Here is a 19,505-nt window from a genome sequence, read left to right on the forward strand (position 1 = left end):
CCTAACCGGGCGGCTCCCAGAGGGAAGGCTGCTTACTCTATCCTATGGCCTGCTCTTTGGAGGCGCTTTCCTGGCCTTGGTACAATTCAAGCAGTAGCGACGTCCGTAAGCTTGGCCGTAAGCGACTATCTTTTTCACCAGGGTCCGGTCCTCCAGCTTGGTGAACGGACAAGGGTCTGGACGTGTGTTTACCTCCAGCACCCAAGGCTTCAGTCGGCGGTCGACGGCGATATCCAGGCCGAGCTCGTGCATAGCGGGATAGGTACGGCTGAATACGGCCGCCGTCAGAGCGGCAAGGCGTTTCATATGACGCAGCAGCCGGTCAGTTTTGTGGCGGCCTGCCGCCGGAAGAAGCAGCGTGGAGGGGGTGAAAATCGTGCCTCCCTGACTGCCGTTGGTGACGGCTTTGCCCGGATGGGCGACACGCGCGGCGATGCCCGTGCATTCCCAGCGGCCGGCCGGGTTTTTCTGAATCATGACCCGGAAGTCGAAGGGCCTCCCCTCATACCTAAGCACGCGAATTCCCTGCTGGACCAAATACGGCTTGGTACCTATCCGTTTAAGCAGCGATTGCTGCAGCCCCCGGATGGTGGGGAAGGTCGAAGCTTTTACCCCGCTGTGCAGCCGGTAACCGGCTTCCAGTCGTTCCACCTTCATCACCCCGACGCCGAGAGAACCGTGATCGGGCTTGACGTATACCATGCCGTCGCGGCGTAGTGCCGCTGCCAAGTTCTCCTTGGTGAAAGGTTCAGTGCTCGGCACATGCCGGGCCAGCCTAGGATCTCTCAAGACGATGCGCGTCTTCAATAGCTTGCTGGATATATATTTTAGCTTGCTTCCCATAGGGCTATCCTCTCTCCTCGCCGCTTTATCCCATGTCTCGGCCAGATATCTCATCATACGAAAACGTACGGGCGGATGTGAACGTCCCTCTTGCTATATGCATAGGCTACAAAGAATAGGGACGATTAAGGCGTGCTAGCGAACAAAGCCACAAGCCGATGGCGAAGAGCTCGCCGGAAAAGGAGTGCTGCCGGATATGAGTCTGGAAGCGGAATGGGCATGCGTGGAACCGGTTTTCAGGAAAGCTGTAGACCGGATAGGACGAAATTTTCCCTGGTACTTGTCCTGGAGCGGTCTGGGCGAGCGGGATGATGCGGCTGAGGACATAGGCAGGAGCCTGGATCGGATACCCTTGTTGACGGCAAGCGCTCTCGAAGCCCACTACTATACGGATGACAATCCGATGGAGCGGCAGGAACACCTATACCGTTACCGGACCTCCGGTACGAGCTCGGGGCGACGCAAGATCATCTATTATTCGCCGTCAGACGAAGAGGCTTATATGCGGATCAAACTGGAGGCATTCCGGACGATTCTGGGGACGGGAGAGTACCGCAGGGCGATGGCCGATATGGGCACCGGCCACGCGGAGGCAACCGCGGTGGATGTGTTCCGCCAGCTCGGGATGGAGGTCGAATCGCTGTCCTTCCAGCTCCCGATTGAACGCCATATTGAACGTCTGGCCAGCTTCCGGCCTGAGGTGCTGTATACGATGCCGTCAATTCTGGATCGCATTCTACTGGCTTCTCCTAAACCCGATGCCTATGGGATACGCCATGTCGTACTGGTCGGAGAGACGGCTTCGCCCGAGTGGAGGAAACGCGTTGCGGAGCGCCTGGGACTCCCCTTGGAAGGCGTTACGGATACGTACGGCTCTATCGAGATCGGGACGATTGCTTACTACTCTCACCGGTACGGCAGGTACTTGCTGACCGACGGGCTCGCTGCGGAGGGTGTGAACAGCGGGCAGCTGGGAGAGGACTTAGAGCCGCTGGAAGCCGGGGAGCAGGTGCTTGTCCTGACATCGGCGGTAAGGGAGGCGTTTCCGGCGCTGCGGTATGTGACGTATGATGTCGTGCGCGATCTGAGGCCGATTCTGGTGGATGGGACGCCCAGGCAGAGCTTCCAGAGCATCGTGAAGCGGATCGGGCCCGATCTGAAGCATGGGGAGAAGATCAGTCTGTACGATATCGAAGAAGTCGTATATCGAAGGCTGCGAGACGCGAGTATTCGGGTTAAGGTGGCGGGCAATCGGCTGCAGCTGCATATTTATAGTCCGGCCGGAGCCGGCTCTCAGCTTCAGTCGATCCGGGATGAGCTGGAGGAGAGAATTCCGGAGATCGGCAGAATGATCTGCTCGGGTCTGCTGCAGCGCATCGAGGTCATCGAGGACGAGTATGAAGATTCGCAGCATCGGGGACACATCAAAGGTAAGAAGGTCGTCTACGAGGAGGGACACGCATGAGGCTGGAGGGTGGACTGGTGGATAGGATCGGAGGGACGCCCCTGGTCAGGCTGGAGCGCTTGTTCGCCGATGATCCGTTTCGGGTGTACGGCAAGCTGGAGGGAATGAATCCCGGGGGCAGCGCCAAGGACAGACCCGCGCTTTATATGCTGAAGGAGGCGATCCGGCGAGGCGAGCTGACGAGCGAAAGCGTAATTATCGAGTCCAGCTCGGGCAATCTGGCGATTAGTCTGGCCCAGCTCTGCTGCCGATTGGGGCTGCGATTTATTTGCGTGGTCGATCCCCGTACCACCGAGCAGCATAAACGGATCATCCGCAGCCTACGGGGAGAAATTGATCTGGTCACAGAGCCGGACGCGCGGACGGGCGAGTTTCTGCCTGCCCGTATCCGGCGAGTGCATGAGCTGCTGCTCACGGTGCCGAATGCCTACTGGACCAATCAATACGGCAACCCGGATAACTACCGGGCCCATGCCGAGACAACCATGGCGGAGATTGCGGAGCAGCTCGGTCCCGTCGATTATTTGTTCTGCGGAGTCAGCTCCTGCGGGACGATCCGCGGCTGCATGGAGTATATCCGCGAGCATCGATGGAGGACGCAGATCGTAGCTGTAGATGCCGAGGGCAGCGTCATCTTCGGGGGCCAGCGCGGTCAGCGGAGGTTTCCGGGACTCGGAGCGGGGATTACCCCGGAGCTTCATCGCGAGGAGGCGGCGGATATCGTCGTACGGGTAACGGATATCGACTGCGTGAGGGGCTGCCGGGAGTTGGTCAAGTATGAAGCTATCCTCGCGGGAGCCTCCTCCGGCGGCGTCGTATCGGCCGTTAGGCGGCTCGCCGGGAGTATCCCGGCAGATTCGCTCTGCGCCGTCATATTGCCGGACCGGGGCGAGCGATACTTGGATACGGTCTACGACGACGACTGGGTCAGGCGCGAGCTGCAGGTCGAGCCGGAGTCGCTGGGCAGAGAGCAGACCACCCCATGATCTATATAAAGGCTGGCGCATGCAGGCTCGGCTAGATCGTCTGCAGCTCTTTGCGCAGGATGGCGATCAGCTTTTCGGCGGCCGAACTGAAGTGGCTGCCGTTCTGCTTGCGAAGCATCCCCGTCACGAGCCCGGAGTCCAGATCGTGGATGGTTTTCAGTATCGTACCAGGAGGAGAGGGGACGGCTGTAATAACCGGAACGACCGCGATGCCGAAGCCGGCCTGAACATAATACTTGAGCGCCGCCATGTTGCCGATCTCCATGCCGGAGTAGGGGCTGCCGCCTTTTTCGAGCAGCGAGCTTTCCAGCTTCTGCCGGTAAGGACAGACGGAGGTGGTGATCAGAATATTTTCATGCTGCAGGTCGCGCAGGAAAATCAGATCCATCGACGCCAGCCGGTGCGAAGCCGGCATAAGCAGGGCAAGCCGTTCGTTGAAGAGCGGCTCGAACGTATGCTCCAGTCCGGTTTCGGGCGTAGAGCAGATAGCCAGATCGATCAAGCCTTCGTTCAGCATCTGGCTGAGGATGAAGGTATTGCCGATCTGGATGCTTACCTTGAGCTTCGGATGCTGCTGCAGGAACGGACTTAAAATTTGCGGCAGCCTGTAGCTGGCCGTAGGCTCCATCACCCCAAGACGAACATTCCCCGCCTCGCCCTGGATCAGCTCGTTCATCGAGGATTGCAGATAATCGTAATCCTTTAGCAGCAGATCCGCATTTTGATGAAAAAGCCGCCCGGCTTCCGTCAGCTTCAGCTTCTTCCCCCTTTCCAGCAGCTTTACCCCAAGGTCGCCCTCCAGCTTCTGAATATGCATGGTCACGGTGGACTGGCCATATTGAAGCTCCTCCGCTGCGCGATGAAAGCTCCCCAGCTTAATGATGGTTTGAAAGGTTTTTATGGTACGGATATCCATCGGCGAAAAGCCCCTCCTTGATGAGTTCATCCCTCTAGAATGAATGATTCCGATTTTCCGTTTTTACAAAATGATACAAGTATCATACCACAAAAACTAACTATTCCAAGGTGAATACTATATTTTATCATTTTGAATGAATGGGTTGTCAGTGGAAAATAGTTCATAAAACATGAACAAACCCTTCGATTATTTGAATTTTACAAATAATAAAGGGTGACCTATGATAAATCCATACCAACTAATTATATAGGAATAATAAAATTTAAGATTGGGAGGCGGCAAGGATGGGACGTACGAAGCAAATCAAACTGGGCGCGATGATTCATGGGGTAGGCGGAGGCTGGGAGGACTGGAGACACCCCAATGCCATTACGGACGCGAGCGTGAACTTTGAGTTTTATAAACGCGAGGCACAGACGGCCGAGGCCGCCAAGTTCGATTTTGCCTTTATCGCGGACAGTGTACATATTACCCCGAACTCCAGTCCCCATTATTTGAACCGCTTCGAGCCGATCACGATCCTCTCTGCGCTGGCAGCCGTGACGAGCCGGATCGGACTCGTAGGCACCCTGACTGTGAGCTACAGCGAGCCCTTCACGGTAGCCCGGCAGTTCGCCTCGCTGGATCATATCAGCGGCGGGCGAGCCGGCTGGAATGTGGTTACCTCCTGGCTGTCGGGCAGCGCCAATAATTACAGCAAGGAAGAGCATCCGCCGCATGAGAAGCGTTACCGGATTGCTCAGGAGCATGTGGATGTCGTCAAGGGGCTATGGGATTCCTGGGAGGACGATGCCTTCGTGCGGGATAAATCGACGGGCGTCTTCTTCGATCCCGAGAAGCTTCATACGTTGAATCATAAAGGCGAGTTTTTCTCCGTACAAGGCCCGCTCAACATCGCCCGGTCCAAGCAGGGACAGCCCGTTATCTTCCAGGCGGGTACGTCGGAGGATGGCCGCAGCTTCGCTGCCCGGAATGCGGATGCGATCTTCGTTGGCCACGAAACGATCGAGGAAGCAAAGCTCTACTATCAGGACATCAAACGGAGGGCTGTTTCGTTCGGGCGCTCGGCGGATGAGGTATCCATTCTCCCGGGTATCCATCCGATTATCGGTCGAACCGAGGAAGAGGCGGAGCGCAAGTATCAGGAAACCGTCAATCTGGTATCGATCGAGAAAGCGATCGTTGCGCTCGGCCGACCGTTCAACGATCATGATTTCTCCGTCTATCCGCTGGATGAGCCGTTCCCGGATCTGGGCGATCTGGGCGTGAACAGCCAGCAGGGCGGATCGGAGAAGATCAAGCGTCTGGCCAAAGAACAAAATCTGACGCTGCGTCAAGTGGCTCTGCGCTTCGCAACGCCGAAGGGCAGCTTCGTAGGCACGCCGGAGAAGGTGGCGGATACGATCCAGCGCTGGGTAGAGGAGGGCGCGTCCGACGGCTTCATCATCGGAGTCGGCATTCCGGGCGGGCTGCAGGATTTCACCGAGCTGGTCGTGCCGATCCTGCAGGAGCGCGGACTGTTCCGTGAGGAGTACGACAGCGATACGCTGCGCGGACATCTCGGACTGGCCGTGCCGGGGAACCGGCACACCCTGGCAAGAAAACGAGCACAGGTGAAAGCGGTCCAAGCCTGAAAGATCGATGACTACGAACATAGATGGGGATGAACGATGAAGAAGAGAAAACCATGGGTACACCTGACAGGATTCATGCTGGCCGCCTCCTTGCTGCTGACCGGCTGCGGCGATGGAGACAGTAACAGCCCGGCGGCCGGAGCCGTCGGCGGAGGGACGGTCACGCCCGGCGGAGAGCTCGTTTGGGCGCTGGCCGGTACAGTCACCAATGATAGTCTGGACGCGCACAAGGCCGGGTTCGCTCCGACGACGCGCGTGATGCGCTCGATCTATGACAGTCTGGTCGTCGAGCTGCCCGACCATTCGATCCAGCCTTGGCTGGCTACCTCCTGGGAGGTCAGCGCAGACGGCAAAGTGTATACGTTCCAGCTCCGCAAGGACGTGAAGTTCCATGACGGCACGCCCTTCAATGCCGAAGCGGTGAAGTTCAATTTTGACCGGATCAAGGACCCGGCGACGAAGGCTTCCATCTCGTTCAATGAAATCGGCCCTTACTTGAAGACGGAGGTCGTGGACGAGTTTACGGTCAAGATTCATTTCGAGAAGCCGTTCGCGCCGTTCCTCAGCAATGCGGCCAAGGTGGATCTTGGCATGGTGTCTCCGGAAGCCGTCAAGAAATACGGAGACAGCTTTCCGCAAAATCCGGTGGGCACCGGCCCGTTCAAGCTGAAGAAGCTGACGCCGAGCACACAGGTTGAGTTTGAGAAGAACCCGGATTACAACTGGGGACCGGCGAATGCGAAGCATCAAGGCCCCGCCTATCTCGATAAGCTGACGGTCAAGTATGTGGAGGAGGAGGCGACCCGGGTCAGCGTGCTGCAAAGCAAGCAGGTCCATGTGGCGGATATCATTCCTCCGCAAAATCTCGTCGCGCTGAAGGCCGACAAGTCGTTCAACGTACAGGAGACGGAGCTGCTGCAGGTCAACTATTCGCTGTATCTGAATCAGCAGCGCGCGCCCTGGAACGATCTGAAGGCGAGACAGGCCGTTCGCTCCGCGCTCGATCTCGATGCGGCCATTAAAACCATTTACCTGGGCACCTCCCAGCAGGGCTGGTCTCCGCTCACTCCGCACCAGTTCGCCTATTCTTCCTCCCGGGAAAATGCATACAAGCCGGACCTGGCCGGGGCGAACAAAACGCTCGACGAGCTGGGCTGGGCGAAGGGGGCGGACGGCTACCGGAGCAAGGATGGCAAGCGGCTGACGATCGAGTTCATCGATACGCAGGGCAACCGCGAGAAGCGGCTCGATCTGAACTCGATCTTCACCCAGCAGCTGAAGCAGGCGGGCATCGAGCTGAAGCTCGTCTCGCTGCCGGCAGGCACCTACTCGGAACGCCGCACCAAGGGCGACTACGATCTGGTGGCGGCCAGCCAATTTTCCGGCGATCCGGATGTGCTGCGTCAGCTGTTCTCGACCAAGGGGCCTTCCAAGCAAAATAATATCGCCAGAGCTAACGATCCGAAGCTGGATGAGCTGCTGGAGCAGGGCTATCTGGAGCAGGACCCGGAGAAGCGGAAGGCGGTTTATAGAGAAGCGCAGGAATATATCATCGACAATGTCTATTCCATTCCGACATATGTCTTCCAGTATTCGGTCGCTTCCGGCAAAGAAGTCAAGGGCATTACATTCGACCATCCCGCCTGGCCGGTATTTTATGACGCCTGGATTCAACAATAACGCGAAGGAGAGCTGCTCATGGCGAAGTATGTATGGAACAGGCTGCTGGTCTCCGTTCCAGTTCTGCTGGGCTCGTTGACGCTCGTCTTTCTGATCATCCACTGGCTGCCGGGCGATCCGGCCCAGATGATCGCCGGAGATGACGCAGCTCCCGACAGGGTGGAGTTCCTCAGGCAGCAGTTCGGCCTCGATCAGCCGCTCTGGCAGCAGTATCTCTCCTACTTGTGGGATAGCGTGAGAGGCGACTTCGGTTACTCCTTCGCCAACAGCATGCCGGTGATGGATCGGCTGATCGCTCAGCTGCCGGCTACGCTGGCGCTGACGGCGGTCAGTACTCTGTTCGCTATCGTCCTCGGGGTGCTGCTCGGCATTTTGTCTGCCGTCTACCGCAACCGGGCGCTTGACTATATCGTCCGCGTCGTCAGCCTGCTCGGCGTATCGATGCCGAAGTTTTGGCTCGGCATTCTGCTGATCCTGATCTTCTCGGTGCACCTGAAGCTGCTTCCCGCGATCGGCAACGGCAGCTTCAAGCAGCTGATCCTGCCGGCCTTCGCCCTCGGGGTGACCGGGGCCGGCATGCTGGCCCGTATGGTGCGCAACAGCGTGCTGGAGGTGATCCACGAGCAGTTTGTGCTCACGCTGCGGGCGAAGGGCTTGTCCGAGCGGCTGGTGCTGTACAAGCACGTGCTGCGCAACGCGCTGCTGCCCGCGCTGACCGTGCTGGGGCTGCTTGTGGGCGAGATGCTGTCAGGCGCCGTCGTGACGGAAACCGTATTCTCGAGACAAGGGCTGGGCAAGCTGGTCGTCGATGCGATCAATCAGAAGGACATCCCGGTTATTCAGGCCGCTATCTTACTTACAGGAGTTTTCAATATACTCGTCAATCTGCTCGTCGATGTTTCCTATTCGTACGTGGACCCGCGCGTCCGCAAATCTGCTTAGGCCGTAAGGGGGTTACCGGTATGCCGACAAAGACCATAGAGGCTAGGGCGGAAGCCGTTCTGCCGCAGCACGCCAAACCGCAGGACCGCAGATCGGGATGGAAATGGAAGCTGTCCTCTGCCGTCCGGCCGTTTCGTACGCCCCGGTTATCCAGCCTGCTATGGAGCTTCTCTCTCGCCATTCTTCTGTTCCTGATCCTATGCGCCCTCGTTCCGCAGTGGATCGCGCCGTATTCGCCTACCGATATGAAGCCGGACCGCCTGCTTCAGGCGCCAAGTCTCGACCACTGGCTCGGCACGGACCAGTTCGGCCGTGATGTGTGGACGCTGGTGATCTACGGCAGCCGGCAGTCCTTATTGATGGGTGTCGTGTCCGTCGTAATCGGAGGCTTCGTCGGTACGGTGCTGGGCCTGCTTGCGGGGTATTGGGGCGGGATGGTGGACTCGGTATTCATGAGGCTGAACGATATTCTGATGACCATCCCGGGCATTCTGCTCGCCATTGCGATCTCAGTGGCCCTCGGGCCGAGCTTCTTCAATGTTATCCTCGCGATCAGCGTGGCTTCCATCCCCGGCAAGGCCCGGGTCATCCGCAGTCAGGTGATCTCCATCCGCAGCCGTCCGTTTATCGATGCGGCCCGGGCCGTCGGCACTTCGCATCTGGAGATCATGTTTCGTCATATTTTGCCGAACTGCTTCTCTCCGCTGCTCGTCATGATGACGATCGGCGTCGGCAGTTCGATTCTTGTCGGCACGGGGCTCAGCTTCCTGGGACTCGGCGTTGTGCAGGAAATCCCCGATTGGGGGTACATGCTGTCGCAAGGACGCAGCTATATGACGGTGGCCTGGTGGGTCGCTACCTTCCCCGGGCTCGCGATCACCTTGCTGGTCGTTGTCGTCAATCTGCTTGGCGATGAGATCCGCGACCGGATGGACCCGAAGAAGGGCCGGGCCTAAGGTTTGGAGGGGGAGCATGGGAAGCAGGGGAAGGGCTGCAAAAAATGCGGCCTTTCCGGACTGGACTGCTGCTCAGCGGGCTTGCCGGACTTTTTCGGCGATAGCCGGTACAGCCGAGGGAACGGATGAAAGGTGAAGGGCCGGCCAAGAAGGAGGAGCTAAATGGCACAACTACAACAGGAACAACTGCTGGATATCCAGCAATTATCCGTGGACTTCCGTACCCCGGGAGGTTCGCTCAATGCCATCAATCGCGTCAACCTGCGGATCGGCAAGGGCGAGACGGTGTGTCTGGTCGGCGAGTCGGGCAGCGGGAAGACGATCACCTCGCTCTCCATCATGCGTCTGATCGACTACGACAACGGCGTGATCTCCCATGGTGATATTAGGCTGGACGGACTGAGCCTTGTCGGACTTTCGCAGAGGCAGATTAGCGAGCTTCGCGGCAAAAAGATCGCGATGGTGTTCCAGGAGCCGATGACGGCGCTCGATCCGGTATTCACCATCGGCGATCAAATTGTCGAGGTGCTGCTGCGGCACGAGCGAATCGGCAAGGCGGAGGCGTGGGAGAGGGCGGTGACCTTGCTGCGGCGGGTCGGCATCCCTGAACCGGACATCCGGATGAAGCAGTATCCGTATGAGCTGTCCGGCGGGATGCGCCAGCGGGCGATGATCGCCATGGCGCTCGCCTGCGGACCGGAGCTGCTGATCGCCGACGAGCCGACGACGGCGCTGGACGTCACGATTCAAGCGCAGATTCTCGCGCTGCTTCGGGAGCTGAAGGAAGAGCTGAACATGTCCATTCTTCTCATCACGCATGACCTGGGCATAGCGGCCGAGATGGCGGACCGGATCGTCGTCATGTATGCGGGCAAGGTGGTGGAGCAGGCGACCGCCCCGCAGCTGTTCGAGAATCCGGCCCACCCTTATACGCAAGGGCTGCTTCATTCCATCGTTACGATCGATCAGGTGCGGGGGCTGCGCTTGTACACGATTAAGGGCTCGATCCCCAGCTTATCCGATCTGCCGGCCGGCTGCCGCTTCCACCCCCGCTGCCCGTATGCCACGGACCGCTGCCGGACGGAGGATCCGCCGCTGCGCGAGCTTCATGGCCGCGAGGTAGCCTGCTGGCACGCGGAGAAGCTCGATCATGCGGCCGCCGAGATGTTCGGCGGTACGCTGGACGAGGCAGCGGACGAGGCGGCTGTCGCGAGTGTTAGCGGAGCAAGAAAGGCGCCGGAGGCATCGGGTCAGGTGCTGTTGCAGGTGCAGGGAGTCAAGAAGTATTTCCCCATTCATCGGGGACTGTTCCAGCGGGGCAAAGGTTTTATCCGCGCGGTGGATGATGTCACCTTCGATATCCGCAAGGGCGAAACGTTCGGGCTTGTAGGCGAATCCGGCTGCGGCAAGTCGACGCTCGGCCGCGTGCTGCTCCAGCTGGAGAAGGCAACCGCGGGACGCGTCGTCTTCGAAGGCCAGGATCTGCTCGCTCGGGGCAGCCGTCAGGGGAAGGAGCTGCGGCGGGATATGCAGGTGGTCTTCCAGGACCCGTACGGCTCCATTAACCCTCGCTGGAAGGTCGGCGATATTATCGGCGAGCCATTCTGGGTGCATGAGTCGCTGAGGGGAGCAGCCAAGCGCGAGAGGGTGCAGCAGGTGATGCAGCTCGTCGGTTTGAACCCGTCGTGGTACGACCGGTTCCCCCATGAGTTCTCGGGCGGCCAGCGCCAGCGGATCGGCATCGCCCGGGCCATCGCGCTGAATCCGAAGTTTGTGCTCGCCGATGAAGCTGTGTCGGCCTTGGACGTGTCGGTACAGTCCCAGGTCGTGAACCTGATGCAGGAGCTTCAACAGCAGTTGCAGCTGACCTACCTGTTCATTGCGCATGGGCTGAATATTGTACGCTACATCTCTGATCGGATCGGCGTGATGTATCTCGGCAAGCTGGTCGAGGTGGCGCCTACGGACGAGCTGTTCCGCCATCCGGCCCATCCCTACACGCATGCGCTCTTATCGGCTATTCCCGTGCCGGACCCGAACCGGCGAAGGGTCTACGCGCCGCTCCAGGGGGAGATGCCGTCACCGGCTAACCCTCCACCCGGCTGCAGGTTCCACACCCGCTGCCCGGCTGCCACGGCTTTGTGCAAGGAAGCGGCCCCGGAGCTGGCGGCGGTCGGTCCCGGACACTGGGCGGCATGCCATCATCCCTTATAGGAAGCAGGAGTAAACCACATGAGCCAACAGATGCATTTGGGACTCTTCGTCGCTGCTAACGGCCATCATGCCGGCGGCTGGCGACATCCGGACGCCGAGACGGGCAGTCCGCTCGATCTGGATTTCTATGCGGCCATCGCCCGGCAGGCGGAGCTGGCCAAGCTGGACATGCTGTTCATCGCCGACAAGCTGGCGATCGACGATAATTACGGCGGCAGCTTCGATCTGACGGTGACCCACCGCCCGGCGCTGTCGGCGGAGCCGCTGACGCTGATCTCGGCGCTCGGCGCCGTCACGAAACATATCGGTCTGGCCGCGACGGCCTCCACCACCTATCACGAGCCTTACCATATCGCCCGGATGTTCGCGACGATGGATCATTTGAGCAAGGGGCGAGTCGCCTGGAATGTCGTCACCTCGACAAGCGATGCGGAGGCGCGTAATTTCAGCAAAGCGGAGCATCTCGATCATGGAACCCGCTATGAACGGGCGCTGGAGTTTATCGAGGTCGTCCGCTCGCTATGGGACAGCTGGGAGGCGGATGCGCTCGTTCTGGATAAAGAGCGGGGCATCTTCGCCGATAAGCGCAAAATTCACTACGTACATCATCGCGGTCCGTGGTTTGACGTCAAGGGGCCGCTGAATGTGCAGCGCTCCCCGCAGGGGCACCCGGTGCTCATCCAGGCCGGATCGTCGGAGACGTTCAGGGAATTGGCGGCGCGTCACGCCGAGCTGATCTTCACGGCTCAGCCGAACCTGGCATCCGCGCAGAGCTTCTACCGGGACTTCAAGGCCCGTGCCGGGAAGTATGGCCGCTCGCCCGGCGATGTGAAGATTTTGCCGGGCACGATGCTGATCGTCGGCGCTACGGAGCGCGAGGCGCGGGAGAAGGAGCGGTATCTGCAATCGCTGATCGATACGAATACGGGACTGGCCTTTATGTCCGGCAGTATGAATTATGATTTGTCCCGGCATGACCCGGAAGCTCCATTCCCGGATATCGAGCATGAGATCCGGGGCAGCCGGGGGCGCTTCCAGTTCGTCTTTCGCAAGGCCAGAGAGGAAGGCCTGACCCTAGCCCAGACCGCCAGGTGGTATATCCAGAGCCGCTCGCATCATGTCGTAGTCGGTACGCCGGATACGATCGCGGACCGGATGACCGAGTGGTTCCGGGGGGAGGCATGCGACGGCTTTAACCTGATGGCGCCCTATATGCCGGGCGGTCTCGACGATATTTGCGGGCGGGTCGTGCCGGAGCTGCAGAATCGGGGCGTGTTCCGGGAAGCGTATACGGGCACAACGCTGCGCGGGCATTTGGGGCTGAGTCAGCCGGCCAATCGATTCTCCGAAGAGAAGAATGAAGAGGGAACGGCTCTGGCCGAGGGACGCGAGCGGATATGAGCAGGGGCGCGGCATCTAAGATCGTTTCGCTGCCGGAGGCCGTCGGCCGGATTCCGAATGGAGCGAGTGTGGCCGTCAGCGGCAATATGGAGATGTCCCCGATGGCGCTCATCAGGGAGGTTATCCGTGCGGGGAAGCATGACCTCGCCTTGATCTGCTCAGGGGCGGCTGCTATGAACGCCGATATGCTGATTGGCTCAGGGCTGGTGAGTTCGGTTGAATTTTCGCAAATTGCGATGGGCGAATTCGGCTTCGGCTTAAACTTCCGCCGCGCCTTCGAGCGGGGCTCCGTCACGTGGAAGGAGCATGCTTGCCCATCTTTGGCCGCAGCGCTTCAGGCCGGGGCGATGGGGATTCCGTTCATTCCGGTGCGCGGCTTGCTCGGTACGGATTATATGCGAATCCGCTCCGATTTCCATGTCCTAACCAATCCGTATGTCGGGCAGGAAGAGATAGCCGTCGTGCCGGCTCTGCGCCCCGATGCGGCGTTGTTCCATGGCTATAAGGCGGATACGTTAGGGAATGTGATCGCGAGCCCCTCCCAGAACAACCGTCTGCTCGCCCAGGCCTCGGCCTTCACGATCGCTTCGGTGGAGGAGCTCGTATCGCCGGAGGAGCTCCGCCTTGTACAAGGCTCGTTCATTCCCTCGATCTATGTGAGCGCAGTGGTCGTTGCGCCTGGGGGCGCATGGCCGACAGCTTGCCCGGGATACTACGGGATCCACGAGGAGCATGTTCGACTGTATATGGAGGCCGCTCGGTCGGAGGAGGCGTTCTCCGCCTACTTGGCCCGCTATGCGGCGGGATCGCCAGATGAGGGCGAGCTAGACGCTTCCTGCGGCCGGAGCCTTCGCAAGACTCAGGCTCTGAAGGAGGCGGACCGATGACAAGTCCGGAAGTATACGGTCAGGAGGAATGGCTGATCTGTCTGCTGGCCCGGCAGCTGCGGGACGGGGAGGTGATCGGGGTGGGCAACCATTCCCCGATACCGGCCGCCGCAGCGCTGCTGGCTCAGGCGCTTCATGCACCCGGGGCGACGGCCTATATTCTCGGGCAGCCGGATTGGCCCTTCGAGGGGACCAAGGAGTTTTTCGATTGCATGCAGCGTGGCGGCATCGATGTGTTTTTCCTGAGCGGGGCGCAGATCGACGCTTGGGGCAATATCAATCTTCATGTCATCGGCGATTATGATCGGCCGAAGGTACGGCTGCCGGGAGGCGCGGGCTCAGGCGTCGTGGCCTACGTATGCCGCCGTATCCTGCTTTTCAAAACGGACCATGGTCCGAAGGGCTTTCCGGAGAAGCTTGATTTTGTTAGCTCGGCCGCTTACTCTGCGCCTCAGATGTTCCGGCGGGGGCGGGTGGAGGGCGTATTTACTCCCCTTGGCGTGCTGCGGCCGGCAGATGCCGCAGCAGAGCCTCCGGCCTTGGCTGCCGATGGCAGCACCTGTGCCGCCGGTCGCCGACAGTCGAGGCTGCGGCTCGCCGCCGTGGCCCCCGGGGTGCAGCCGGCCGAGGTTCAGGCGCAGACCGGCTTCGATCTGGGGCTCCACGCTTTCGGGGGGAGAGAAGATCGGGCTGAAGCCCCTGGAAGAATGGATGGGGATGCTGCCGAGCGGGCGGGGCTAGGGATAGAGAGGCTGGAGCCGCCGACGGGGCTGGAGCTGGAGCTGCTGCGGACCGTTGTCCGTGCGCAGCTCGAGCGGATCTACCCGATCTTCGCCAGACAGTCGCTCCGCTGAGTCAGCAGCCGTCGATGTTCACCGGCGAGGGAGCCCTCTAGGGGACGGCGGATCAAGGGCTCGCTATAGGTTGGAGCCTGGCATGAAGCTGGGCCGGCCGCTCTCCCGTCGTATTTTGGCAGGTTATGAGCTGCAGGCCTGGCGAGAAATCAGAAGAAAGCAGGGATGCCGATGAGCGGCAACTATGAATGGAAACAGCTTGAGCAGGATATCGAAGCTATTCTGCAGGAAACCGAAGATTACCGCACGATTATCGACAGGGTGAAGCCTCTGCTGAAGCAGCTGCTGCAGAATGAAAGCCTCATCCCGGCCGAATACAGGACGCCGCGCCCGGACAAATACGCCCAGTATCTGTTGTACAAGCCGGAAGATGAAGCCTTCTCCGTCATTGCCTTCATCTGGGGGCCGGGACAAGCTGCGCCTGTGCACGATCATCTAGTCTGGGGGCTCGTGGGGCTGTATGAGGGCGCTGTGGTGGAGAAGCGGTACCGTCGTGAGGATCGCGGGGAAGCCGCCGAGCCGCGGTATGCCGTTCGCGAGGTCGGAGAGGCGATTGCCCGCAAGGGCGATATTTCATTCGTATATCCGCCGGATTACGATATTCATGGGGTATCCAACCCGTTCGGGGAACCGGCGATCACCTTGCACATTTACGGCACCGATATAGGCAAGCAGCCCCGCCATATCCATGATGTGGCAACGGGGAGTTACCGGGATGTCGTCACCCGGCATGACAACGAGGAGCCGATCTACGGTTCGTAGGCGAGTCGTGCCACCACCTTATAAGAAAGGGGCCGAGAGACTCATGTCGGAGGCTAAACAGGTATCGGGGCCCCTGGCGGGCATCAGGGTATTGGAATTCGGCCAAATCGCCGCCGGCCCGTTCGCCGGGATGTTATTCGCCGATCTGGGAGCGGATGTGGTCAAGGTAGAGCGGCCGGATGTAGGCGACGGAATGCGGGAGTGGCCGCCGTTCTTCTCCAATGAGGAGGGAGAGTCGTTCAGCTCCAACTTCAGCTCGCTGAACCGGAATAAGCGCAGTATCGCCGTGGACTTCAAATCGCCGGAGCAGGTCGCCCGCCTGCAGGAGCTTTGCGCCAAGGCCGATGTCATTATCGAGAACTACCGGCCGGGCGTACTCGCCAGGTTCGGCTTGAGCTACGAGACATTAGCCCGGTTGAATCCCAAGCTGGTATATTGCTCGATCACGGGCTATGGACAAGAAGGGGCTAATGCGCATAAGGGGGCGTTCGATGTAACGATCCAGGCGATCAGCGGCCTGATGAGCGTCACCGGGGAGGAAGAAGGCGAGCCGGTAAAATGCGGGGTTCCCGTAGCCGACTTTACGGCCGGTCTGTATGCCGCTTACTCCGTAGCTGCTGCCGTGCTGGCGGCGGAACGCACCGGACAAGGCACTTATATCGATTGTCCGATGCTGGGCAGCGTGCTGGGTATATCCGCTCTGCAGACCAGCGAGTACTATGGCAATCAGGCGGCGCCGAAGCGCCTCGGGAGCGCCCATCCCCGCAATGCCCCTTACCAGGGCTACCGGGGGAGCGACCAGCCGTTCGTTATCGCTGCAGGCAATGACAAGCTGTGGCGCGAGGTATGCGATGCCGTAGGTCTGCCCGCCTTGGCCGATGACTCGCGCTTCCGTACGCAGACGCTGAGAGCCCGGCATCAGAAGGAGCTCGCTGAGCTGCTTCAGCGCGTATTCAGCACGCGGACGGCCGCCGAATGGCTGGAGGAGTTCGACAATCGGGGCGTTCCATGTGCGCCGATCAATACGTATGCGGATATCTTGAACGATCCGGCCGTCGCGGACAGCGGGCTTTTGCACCGGCTGGAGCTTCCGAACGGGACGGCCACCACCACCGTCGGGTACCCGGCGAAGCTTTCGGGCTACGCCTTCGGCATCTACCGCAGGCCGCCACAGAAGGGGCAGCATACAAACGAATTATTCGAGGAATGGGGAGTCAATACTTATGAGCGAGACAACGCTTCAATTCGCTAGCGGCCATGCGATCAACGAATATCGCGGGACGTCGGACCTGATCAAGCAGAGCATAGCCGGCCTTGCCGAGGAGCAGCTGGAATGGAAGCCTTCTCCGGACAAGTGGAGTGTGAAGGAAATCATTTCGCACTTGGTGGACTCCAGCCTGGTACATGCGGTCCGTATCCGAAAGATCGCGGCCGAGAGAACTCCGCCGTTCCTTCTGTATGAGCAGGATGCCTGGGTCAGCTCGGCCAGAGCCAATGAAGCTGCGCTATCGCATATTCTGGGGGCCTTCGACGCTATATTGGCTTATAACTTGCTGTGGTATCAAAGGCTGGCTCCTCAGGATTGGCAGCTTACAGGCATAAATAACGGCAATGAGGTTAGCCTAGCGGAGCTGTTCCAGAGCTTTATCCGCCATGTACACATTCATGTGGCCCAGATCGAGCGGACGCTAGCCGCTTACAGGGCGGCAAATTAGTCTTGCTACCTTGGCCAGTTGCTTAATCGAGCAAACGGCCCGGGCATTAAACCTAGCCTGACGGCAATCTGCGTCGGGCTTTTGGCTTATTCATTTATGCAGAAAGCTTGCGATATCCGGAATCATTGTCTATACTTGTCGCGAGTGCTGTTAAATGAGACGCCATAGCGCAAACCTATTTCATCTGCGGTAAAATCGATGTCGGCTGCTTGGTTTGAACACCGTCCTGTCTTCTCCTTGCATTTAAGCGTCCTCAAGGGGATTTCGTTCGGTGCCCATGCTGTTGTTCTCCTCCCTATAAGCCCCCGAGGTGAGTCCGGAATTTCCATTGTATAAAGCCATTCGTTCCAATCTCTCTTGCAAGGTGTAGTCGGCCTCTTTTTTTGCGCGAATTCTGACAGGCCGATTTCCATATACATAGCCCATAGTCATGTTAAAAAATGGATGAGGTTGAGGGTTTTATCTCTCTTGATGTCCACGATCGTGGAACGGAACAGAAGTAAGAAAGTTACAAACAGGTTACGCGGTCATGGAAGCCTGTTGTAAAGATAATGTAGACTTAGCTGCCAAAATACTGGTGAAGTATGCGCTTTCATTCGCAAATACGGCTAAAATCCGAACAATTTCGAGAATTTTAGCAAGAATGATTGTCAAATTGGCTGTATTTCCTGTAAAGTAATAAGAAAAAAGAAAAGGGTTCTAACCGAATACGTTTTTCTGGGTTGCATTCGTATCGTTGAAGAGACTTTTCTTGACACCCCAATTCGTAATCCGCTCTGCTGCAGGCAACCCCTTATTCTGCATTAATTACATTCTATGGAAAAGAGGAACAAGATCAGATGTCCATCGTACAAGAAATCACGCAAGACTCGATTCAAGTCGCTAAGGACTACGTCCATCAGGTGTACGAAGCGGTAATCCAGCGTAATCCTCACGAAAGTGAATTCCATCAGGCTGTAAAGGAAATCTTCGATTCGCTCGTGCCCGTCTTCGCGAAGTATCCTACCTATATCAAACACGGCATTCTGGAAAGAATCTCCGAGCCGGAGCGGCTGATTACTTTTCGGGTTCCATGGGTGGACGATCGCGGCCAGGTTCAGGTCAACCGCGGCTTCCGCGTCCAATTCAACAGCAGTCTCGGTCCGTACAAAGGCGGTCTTCGGTTCCATCCGTCCGTCAACGCGAGCATCATCAAGTTTCTCGGCTTTGAGCAAACTTTTAAAAACTCACTGACCGGGCAGCCGATCGGCGGAGGCAAAGGCGGCTCCGACTTCGATCCCAAGGGCAAGTCTGACGGGGAAATCATGCGATTCACGCAAAGCTTCATGACTGAGCTTTGTAAGTATATCGGACCGGACGAGGACGTCCCGGCCGGCGATATCGGCGTTGGAGCGCGTGAGATCGGTTATATGTTCGGCCAGTACAAACGTATCCGCGGCGGCTTCGAAGCAGGCGTTCTCACAGGCAAGGGCATCGGATATGGCGGAAGTCTCGCCCGTAAGGAAGCTACCGGTTACGGCACGGTTTATTTCGTTCAGGAAATGCTGAAGGATGCCGGTCTCAGCTTCGACGGCAGCACGGTGGTGGTATCCGGCTCAGGCAACGTTTCGATCTATGCCATCGAGAAGGCGTCCCAGCTGGGCGCCAAGGTCGTAGCTTGCAGCGATTCCAACGGATATGTGTATGACCCGGCAGGCATTAACCTGGATACCGTCAAAAGATTGAAGGAAGTGGAGAGAAGCCGGATCAGCGAGTATGTGAAGGTGCATCCTACGGCCTCTTATTATGAAGGCTGTACGGGCATCTGGTCGATTCCTTGCGACATTGCGCTGCCTTGTGCGACTCAGAACGAGATTGACGATGAGTCAGCCCGTCTGCTGGTTGCCAACGGGGTTAAAGCAGTCGCTGAGGGAGCCAACATGCCATCTTCGCTGGAGGCTATCGAGGTATTCCTGGAGAGCGGCGTGCTCTTCGGACCAGCTAAGGCGGCCAATGCCGGTGGCGTCGCCGTATCTGCCCTTGAAATGGCTCAGAACAGCATGAGACTGTCCTGGACCTTTGAAGAAGTCGATGCGAAGCTGCATATCATCATGACCAATATTTACCGGAACAGCGTCAAAGCTGCCGAGGAATACGGCTATCCGGGCAACCTTGTTGTCGGAGCCAACATCGCCGGATTTATCCGGGTAGCTGATGCTGCGATCGCGCAAGGCGTCATCTAAGCATTAGAAGCAGCATAGCTTCTCC

The 19,505-nt window shown here is 58.7% G+C and carries 16 protein-coding genes; 14 read left to right on the forward strand and 2 right to left on the reverse strand.

Translation table 11 applies throughout. From position 1 onward, the window contains the following. Positions 1–42 precede the first annotated feature (42 nt). A complete protein-coding gene (locus tag GSF01_RS12970; protein ID WP_159884579.1) occupies positions 43–843 on the reverse strand; it encodes a YheC/YheD family protein in 801 nt (266 codons plus the stop codon). Between the two features lie 196 nt (positions 844–1,039). On the opposite strand from GSF01_RS12970, the gene GSF01_RS12975 reads away from it, so the two are divergent. Together GSF01_RS12975 and sbnA are read left to right on the forward strand one after the other, a co-directional pair. After that, positions 1,040–2,308, forward strand: coding sequence for a phenylacetate--CoA ligase family protein (locus GSF01_RS12975; RefSeq protein ID WP_235941436.1), 1,269 nt, complete (start codon positions 1,040–1,042; stop codon positions 2,306–2,308). Next, complete coding sequence (gene sbnA / locus GSF01_RS12980) at positions 2,305–3,294, forward strand: 2,3-diaminopropionate biosynthesis protein SbnA (protein WP_159884581.1); 990 nt, start codon at positions 2,305–2,307, stop codon at positions 3,292–3,294. Before GSF01_RS12975 ends, sbnA begins: the two co-directional genes overlap by 4 nt. Before the next feature lie 31 nt (positions 3,295–3,325). Here sbnA and GSF01_RS12985 read toward each other — a convergent pair whose 3' ends face one another. Further along, positions 3,326–4,210, reverse strand: a complete 885-nt coding sequence (locus GSF01_RS12985) for a LysR family transcriptional regulator (RefSeq protein WP_159884583.1) — start codon at positions 4,208–4,210, stop codon at positions 3,326–3,328. 287 nt (positions 4,211–4,497) lie between these two features. On the opposite strand from GSF01_RS12985, the gene GSF01_RS12990 reads away from it, so the two are divergent. The 12 genes from GSF01_RS12990 to gdhA all read left to right on the forward strand — a co-directional run bounded on the left by GSF01_RS12990 (position 4,498) and on the right by gdhA (position 19,480). Then, positions 4,498–5,847: an LLM class flavin-dependent oxidoreductase gene (locus tag GSF01_RS12990; protein WP_159884599.1), complete on the forward strand. Its 1,350-nt coding sequence runs from the start codon at positions 4,498–4,500 to the stop codon at positions 5,845–5,847. Between the two features lie 36 nt (positions 5,848–5,883). Next, positions 5,884–7,527, forward strand: coding sequence for an ABC transporter substrate-binding protein (locus GSF01_RS12995; protein ID WP_235941437.1), 1,644 nt, complete (start codon positions 5,884–5,886; stop codon positions 7,525–7,527). 18 nt (positions 7,528–7,545) lie between these two features. After that, on the forward strand, positions 7,546–8,469 hold the full coding sequence (locus GSF01_RS13000) for an ABC transporter permease (protein ID WP_159884601.1): 924 nt from the start codon (positions 7,546–7,548) through the stop codon (positions 8,467–8,469). 20 nt (positions 8,470–8,489) lie between these two features. Further along, entirely contained in the window at positions 8,490–9,425 is a 936-nt protein-coding gene (locus GSF01_RS13005; RefSeq protein WP_159884603.1) for an ABC transporter permease, read from the forward strand. Positions 9,426–9,587: 162 nt separating this feature from the next. Further along, the gene (locus GSF01_RS13010) at positions 9,588–11,639 is read left to right on the forward strand and encodes an ABC transporter ATP-binding protein (RefSeq protein ID WP_159884605.1); all 2,052 of its coding nucleotides are present in this window, start codon (positions 9,588–9,590) and stop codon (positions 11,637–11,639) included. Between the two features lie 18 nt (positions 11,640–11,657). Further along, a complete protein-coding gene (locus tag GSF01_RS13015) occupies positions 11,658–13,040 on the forward strand; it encodes an LLM class flavin-dependent oxidoreductase (RefSeq protein ID WP_235941438.1) in 1,383 nt (460 codons plus the stop codon). Next, positions 13,037–13,927 (forward strand): CoA transferase subunit A, encoded by an 891-nt coding sequence (locus tag GSF01_RS13020; RefSeq protein WP_159884607.1) that lies wholly within the window; start codon positions 13,037–13,039, stop codon positions 13,925–13,927. The genes GSF01_RS13015 and GSF01_RS13020 overlap by 4 nt, the downstream gene beginning before the upstream one ends. Continuing rightward, entirely contained in the window at positions 13,924–14,781 is an 858-nt protein-coding gene (locus GSF01_RS13025; protein WP_159884608.1) for a CoA-transferase, read from the forward strand. The genes GSF01_RS13020 and GSF01_RS13025 overlap by 4 nt, the downstream gene beginning before the upstream one ends. A 171-nt stretch (positions 14,782–14,952) precedes the next feature. After that, positions 14,953–15,543, forward strand: coding sequence for a cysteine dioxygenase family protein (locus GSF01_RS13030; RefSeq protein ID WP_159884610.1), 591 nt, complete (start codon positions 14,953–14,955; stop codon positions 15,541–15,543). 43 nt (positions 15,544–15,586) lie between these two features. After that, entirely contained in the window at positions 15,587–16,795 is a 1,209-nt protein-coding gene (locus GSF01_RS13035) for a CaiB/BaiF CoA transferase family protein (protein ID WP_159884612.1), read from the forward strand. Beyond that, entirely contained in the window at positions 16,767–17,258 is a 492-nt protein-coding gene (locus GSF01_RS13040; RefSeq protein WP_159884614.1) for a DinB family protein, read from the forward strand. The genes GSF01_RS13035 and GSF01_RS13040 overlap by 29 nt, the downstream gene beginning before the upstream one ends. A gap of 839 nt (positions 17,259–18,097) precedes the next feature. Then, positions 18,098–19,480 (forward strand): NADP-specific glutamate dehydrogenase, encoded by a 1,383-nt coding sequence (gene gdhA, locus GSF01_RS13045; protein WP_159884616.1) that lies wholly within the window; start codon positions 18,098–18,100, stop codon positions 19,478–19,480. Positions 19,481–19,505 lie beyond the last annotated feature (25 nt).

This window comes from Paenibacillus puerhi, from assembly GCF_009846885.1.
Classification (GTDB): domain Bacteria; phylum Bacillota; class Bacilli; order Paenibacillales; family NBRC-103111; genus Paenibacillus_G; species Paenibacillus_G puerhi.

Bases quoted from the DNA above. Each gene is read 5' to 3' on its own strand.
- GSF01_RS13030 (WP_159884610.1), top strand. From the start codon at position 14,953: ATGAGCGGCAACTATGAATGGAAACAGCTTGAGCAGGATATCGAAGCT.
- GSF01_RS13010 (WP_159884605.1), top strand. From the start codon at position 9,588: ATGGCACAACTACAACAGGAACAACTGCTGGATATCCAGCAATTATCC.
- GSF01_RS13020 (WP_159884607.1), top strand. From the start codon at position 13,037: ATGAGCAGGGGCGCGGCATCTAAGATCGTTTCGCTGCCGGAGGCCGTC.
- GSF01_RS13005 (WP_159884603.1), top strand. From the start codon at position 8,490: ATGCCGACAAAGACCATAGAGGCTAGGGCGGAAGCCGTTCTGCCGCAG.
- GSF01_RS12970 (WP_159884579.1), bottom strand. From the start codon at position 843: ATGGGAAGCAAGCTAAAATATATATCCAGCAAGCTATTGAAGACGCGC.
- GSF01_RS12975 (WP_235941436.1), top strand. From the start codon at position 1,040: ATGAGTCTGGAAGCGGAATGGGCATGCGTGGAACCGGTTTTCAGGAAA.
- GSF01_RS12985 (WP_159884583.1), bottom strand. From the start codon at position 4,210: ATGGATATCCGTACCATAAAAACCTTTCAAACCATCATTAAGCTGGGG.
- GSF01_RS13015 (WP_235941438.1), top strand. From the start codon at position 11,658: ATGAGCCAACAGATGCATTTGGGACTCTTCGTCGCTGCTAACGGCCAT.
- GSF01_RS13025 (WP_159884608.1), top strand. From the start codon at position 13,924: ATGACAAGTCCGGAAGTATACGGTCAGGAGGAATGGCTGATCTGTCTG.
- GSF01_RS12990 (WP_159884599.1), top strand. From the start codon at position 4,498: ATGGGACGTACGAAGCAAATCAAACTGGGCGCGATGATTCATGGGGTA.
- GSF01_RS13000 (WP_159884601.1), top strand. From the start codon at position 7,546: ATGGCGAAGTATGTATGGAACAGGCTGCTGGTCTCCGTTCCAGTTCTG.
- gdhA (WP_159884616.1), top strand. From the start codon at position 18,098: ATGTCCATCGTACAAGAAATCACGCAAGACTCGATTCAAGTCGCTAAG.
- sbnA (WP_159884581.1), top strand. From the start codon at position 2,305: ATGAGGCTGGAGGGTGGACTGGTGGATAGGATCGGAGGGACGCCCCTG.
- GSF01_RS13040 (WP_159884614.1), top strand. From the start codon at position 16,767: ATGAGCGAGACAACGCTTCAATTCGCTAGCGGCCATGCGATCAACGAA.
- GSF01_RS12995 (WP_235941437.1), top strand. From the start codon at position 5,884: ATGAAGAAGAGAAAACCATGGGTACACCTGACAGGATTCATGCTGGCC.
- GSF01_RS13035 (WP_159884612.1), top strand. From the start codon at position 15,587: ATGTCGGAGGCTAAACAGGTATCGGGGCCCCTGGCGGGCATCAGGGTA.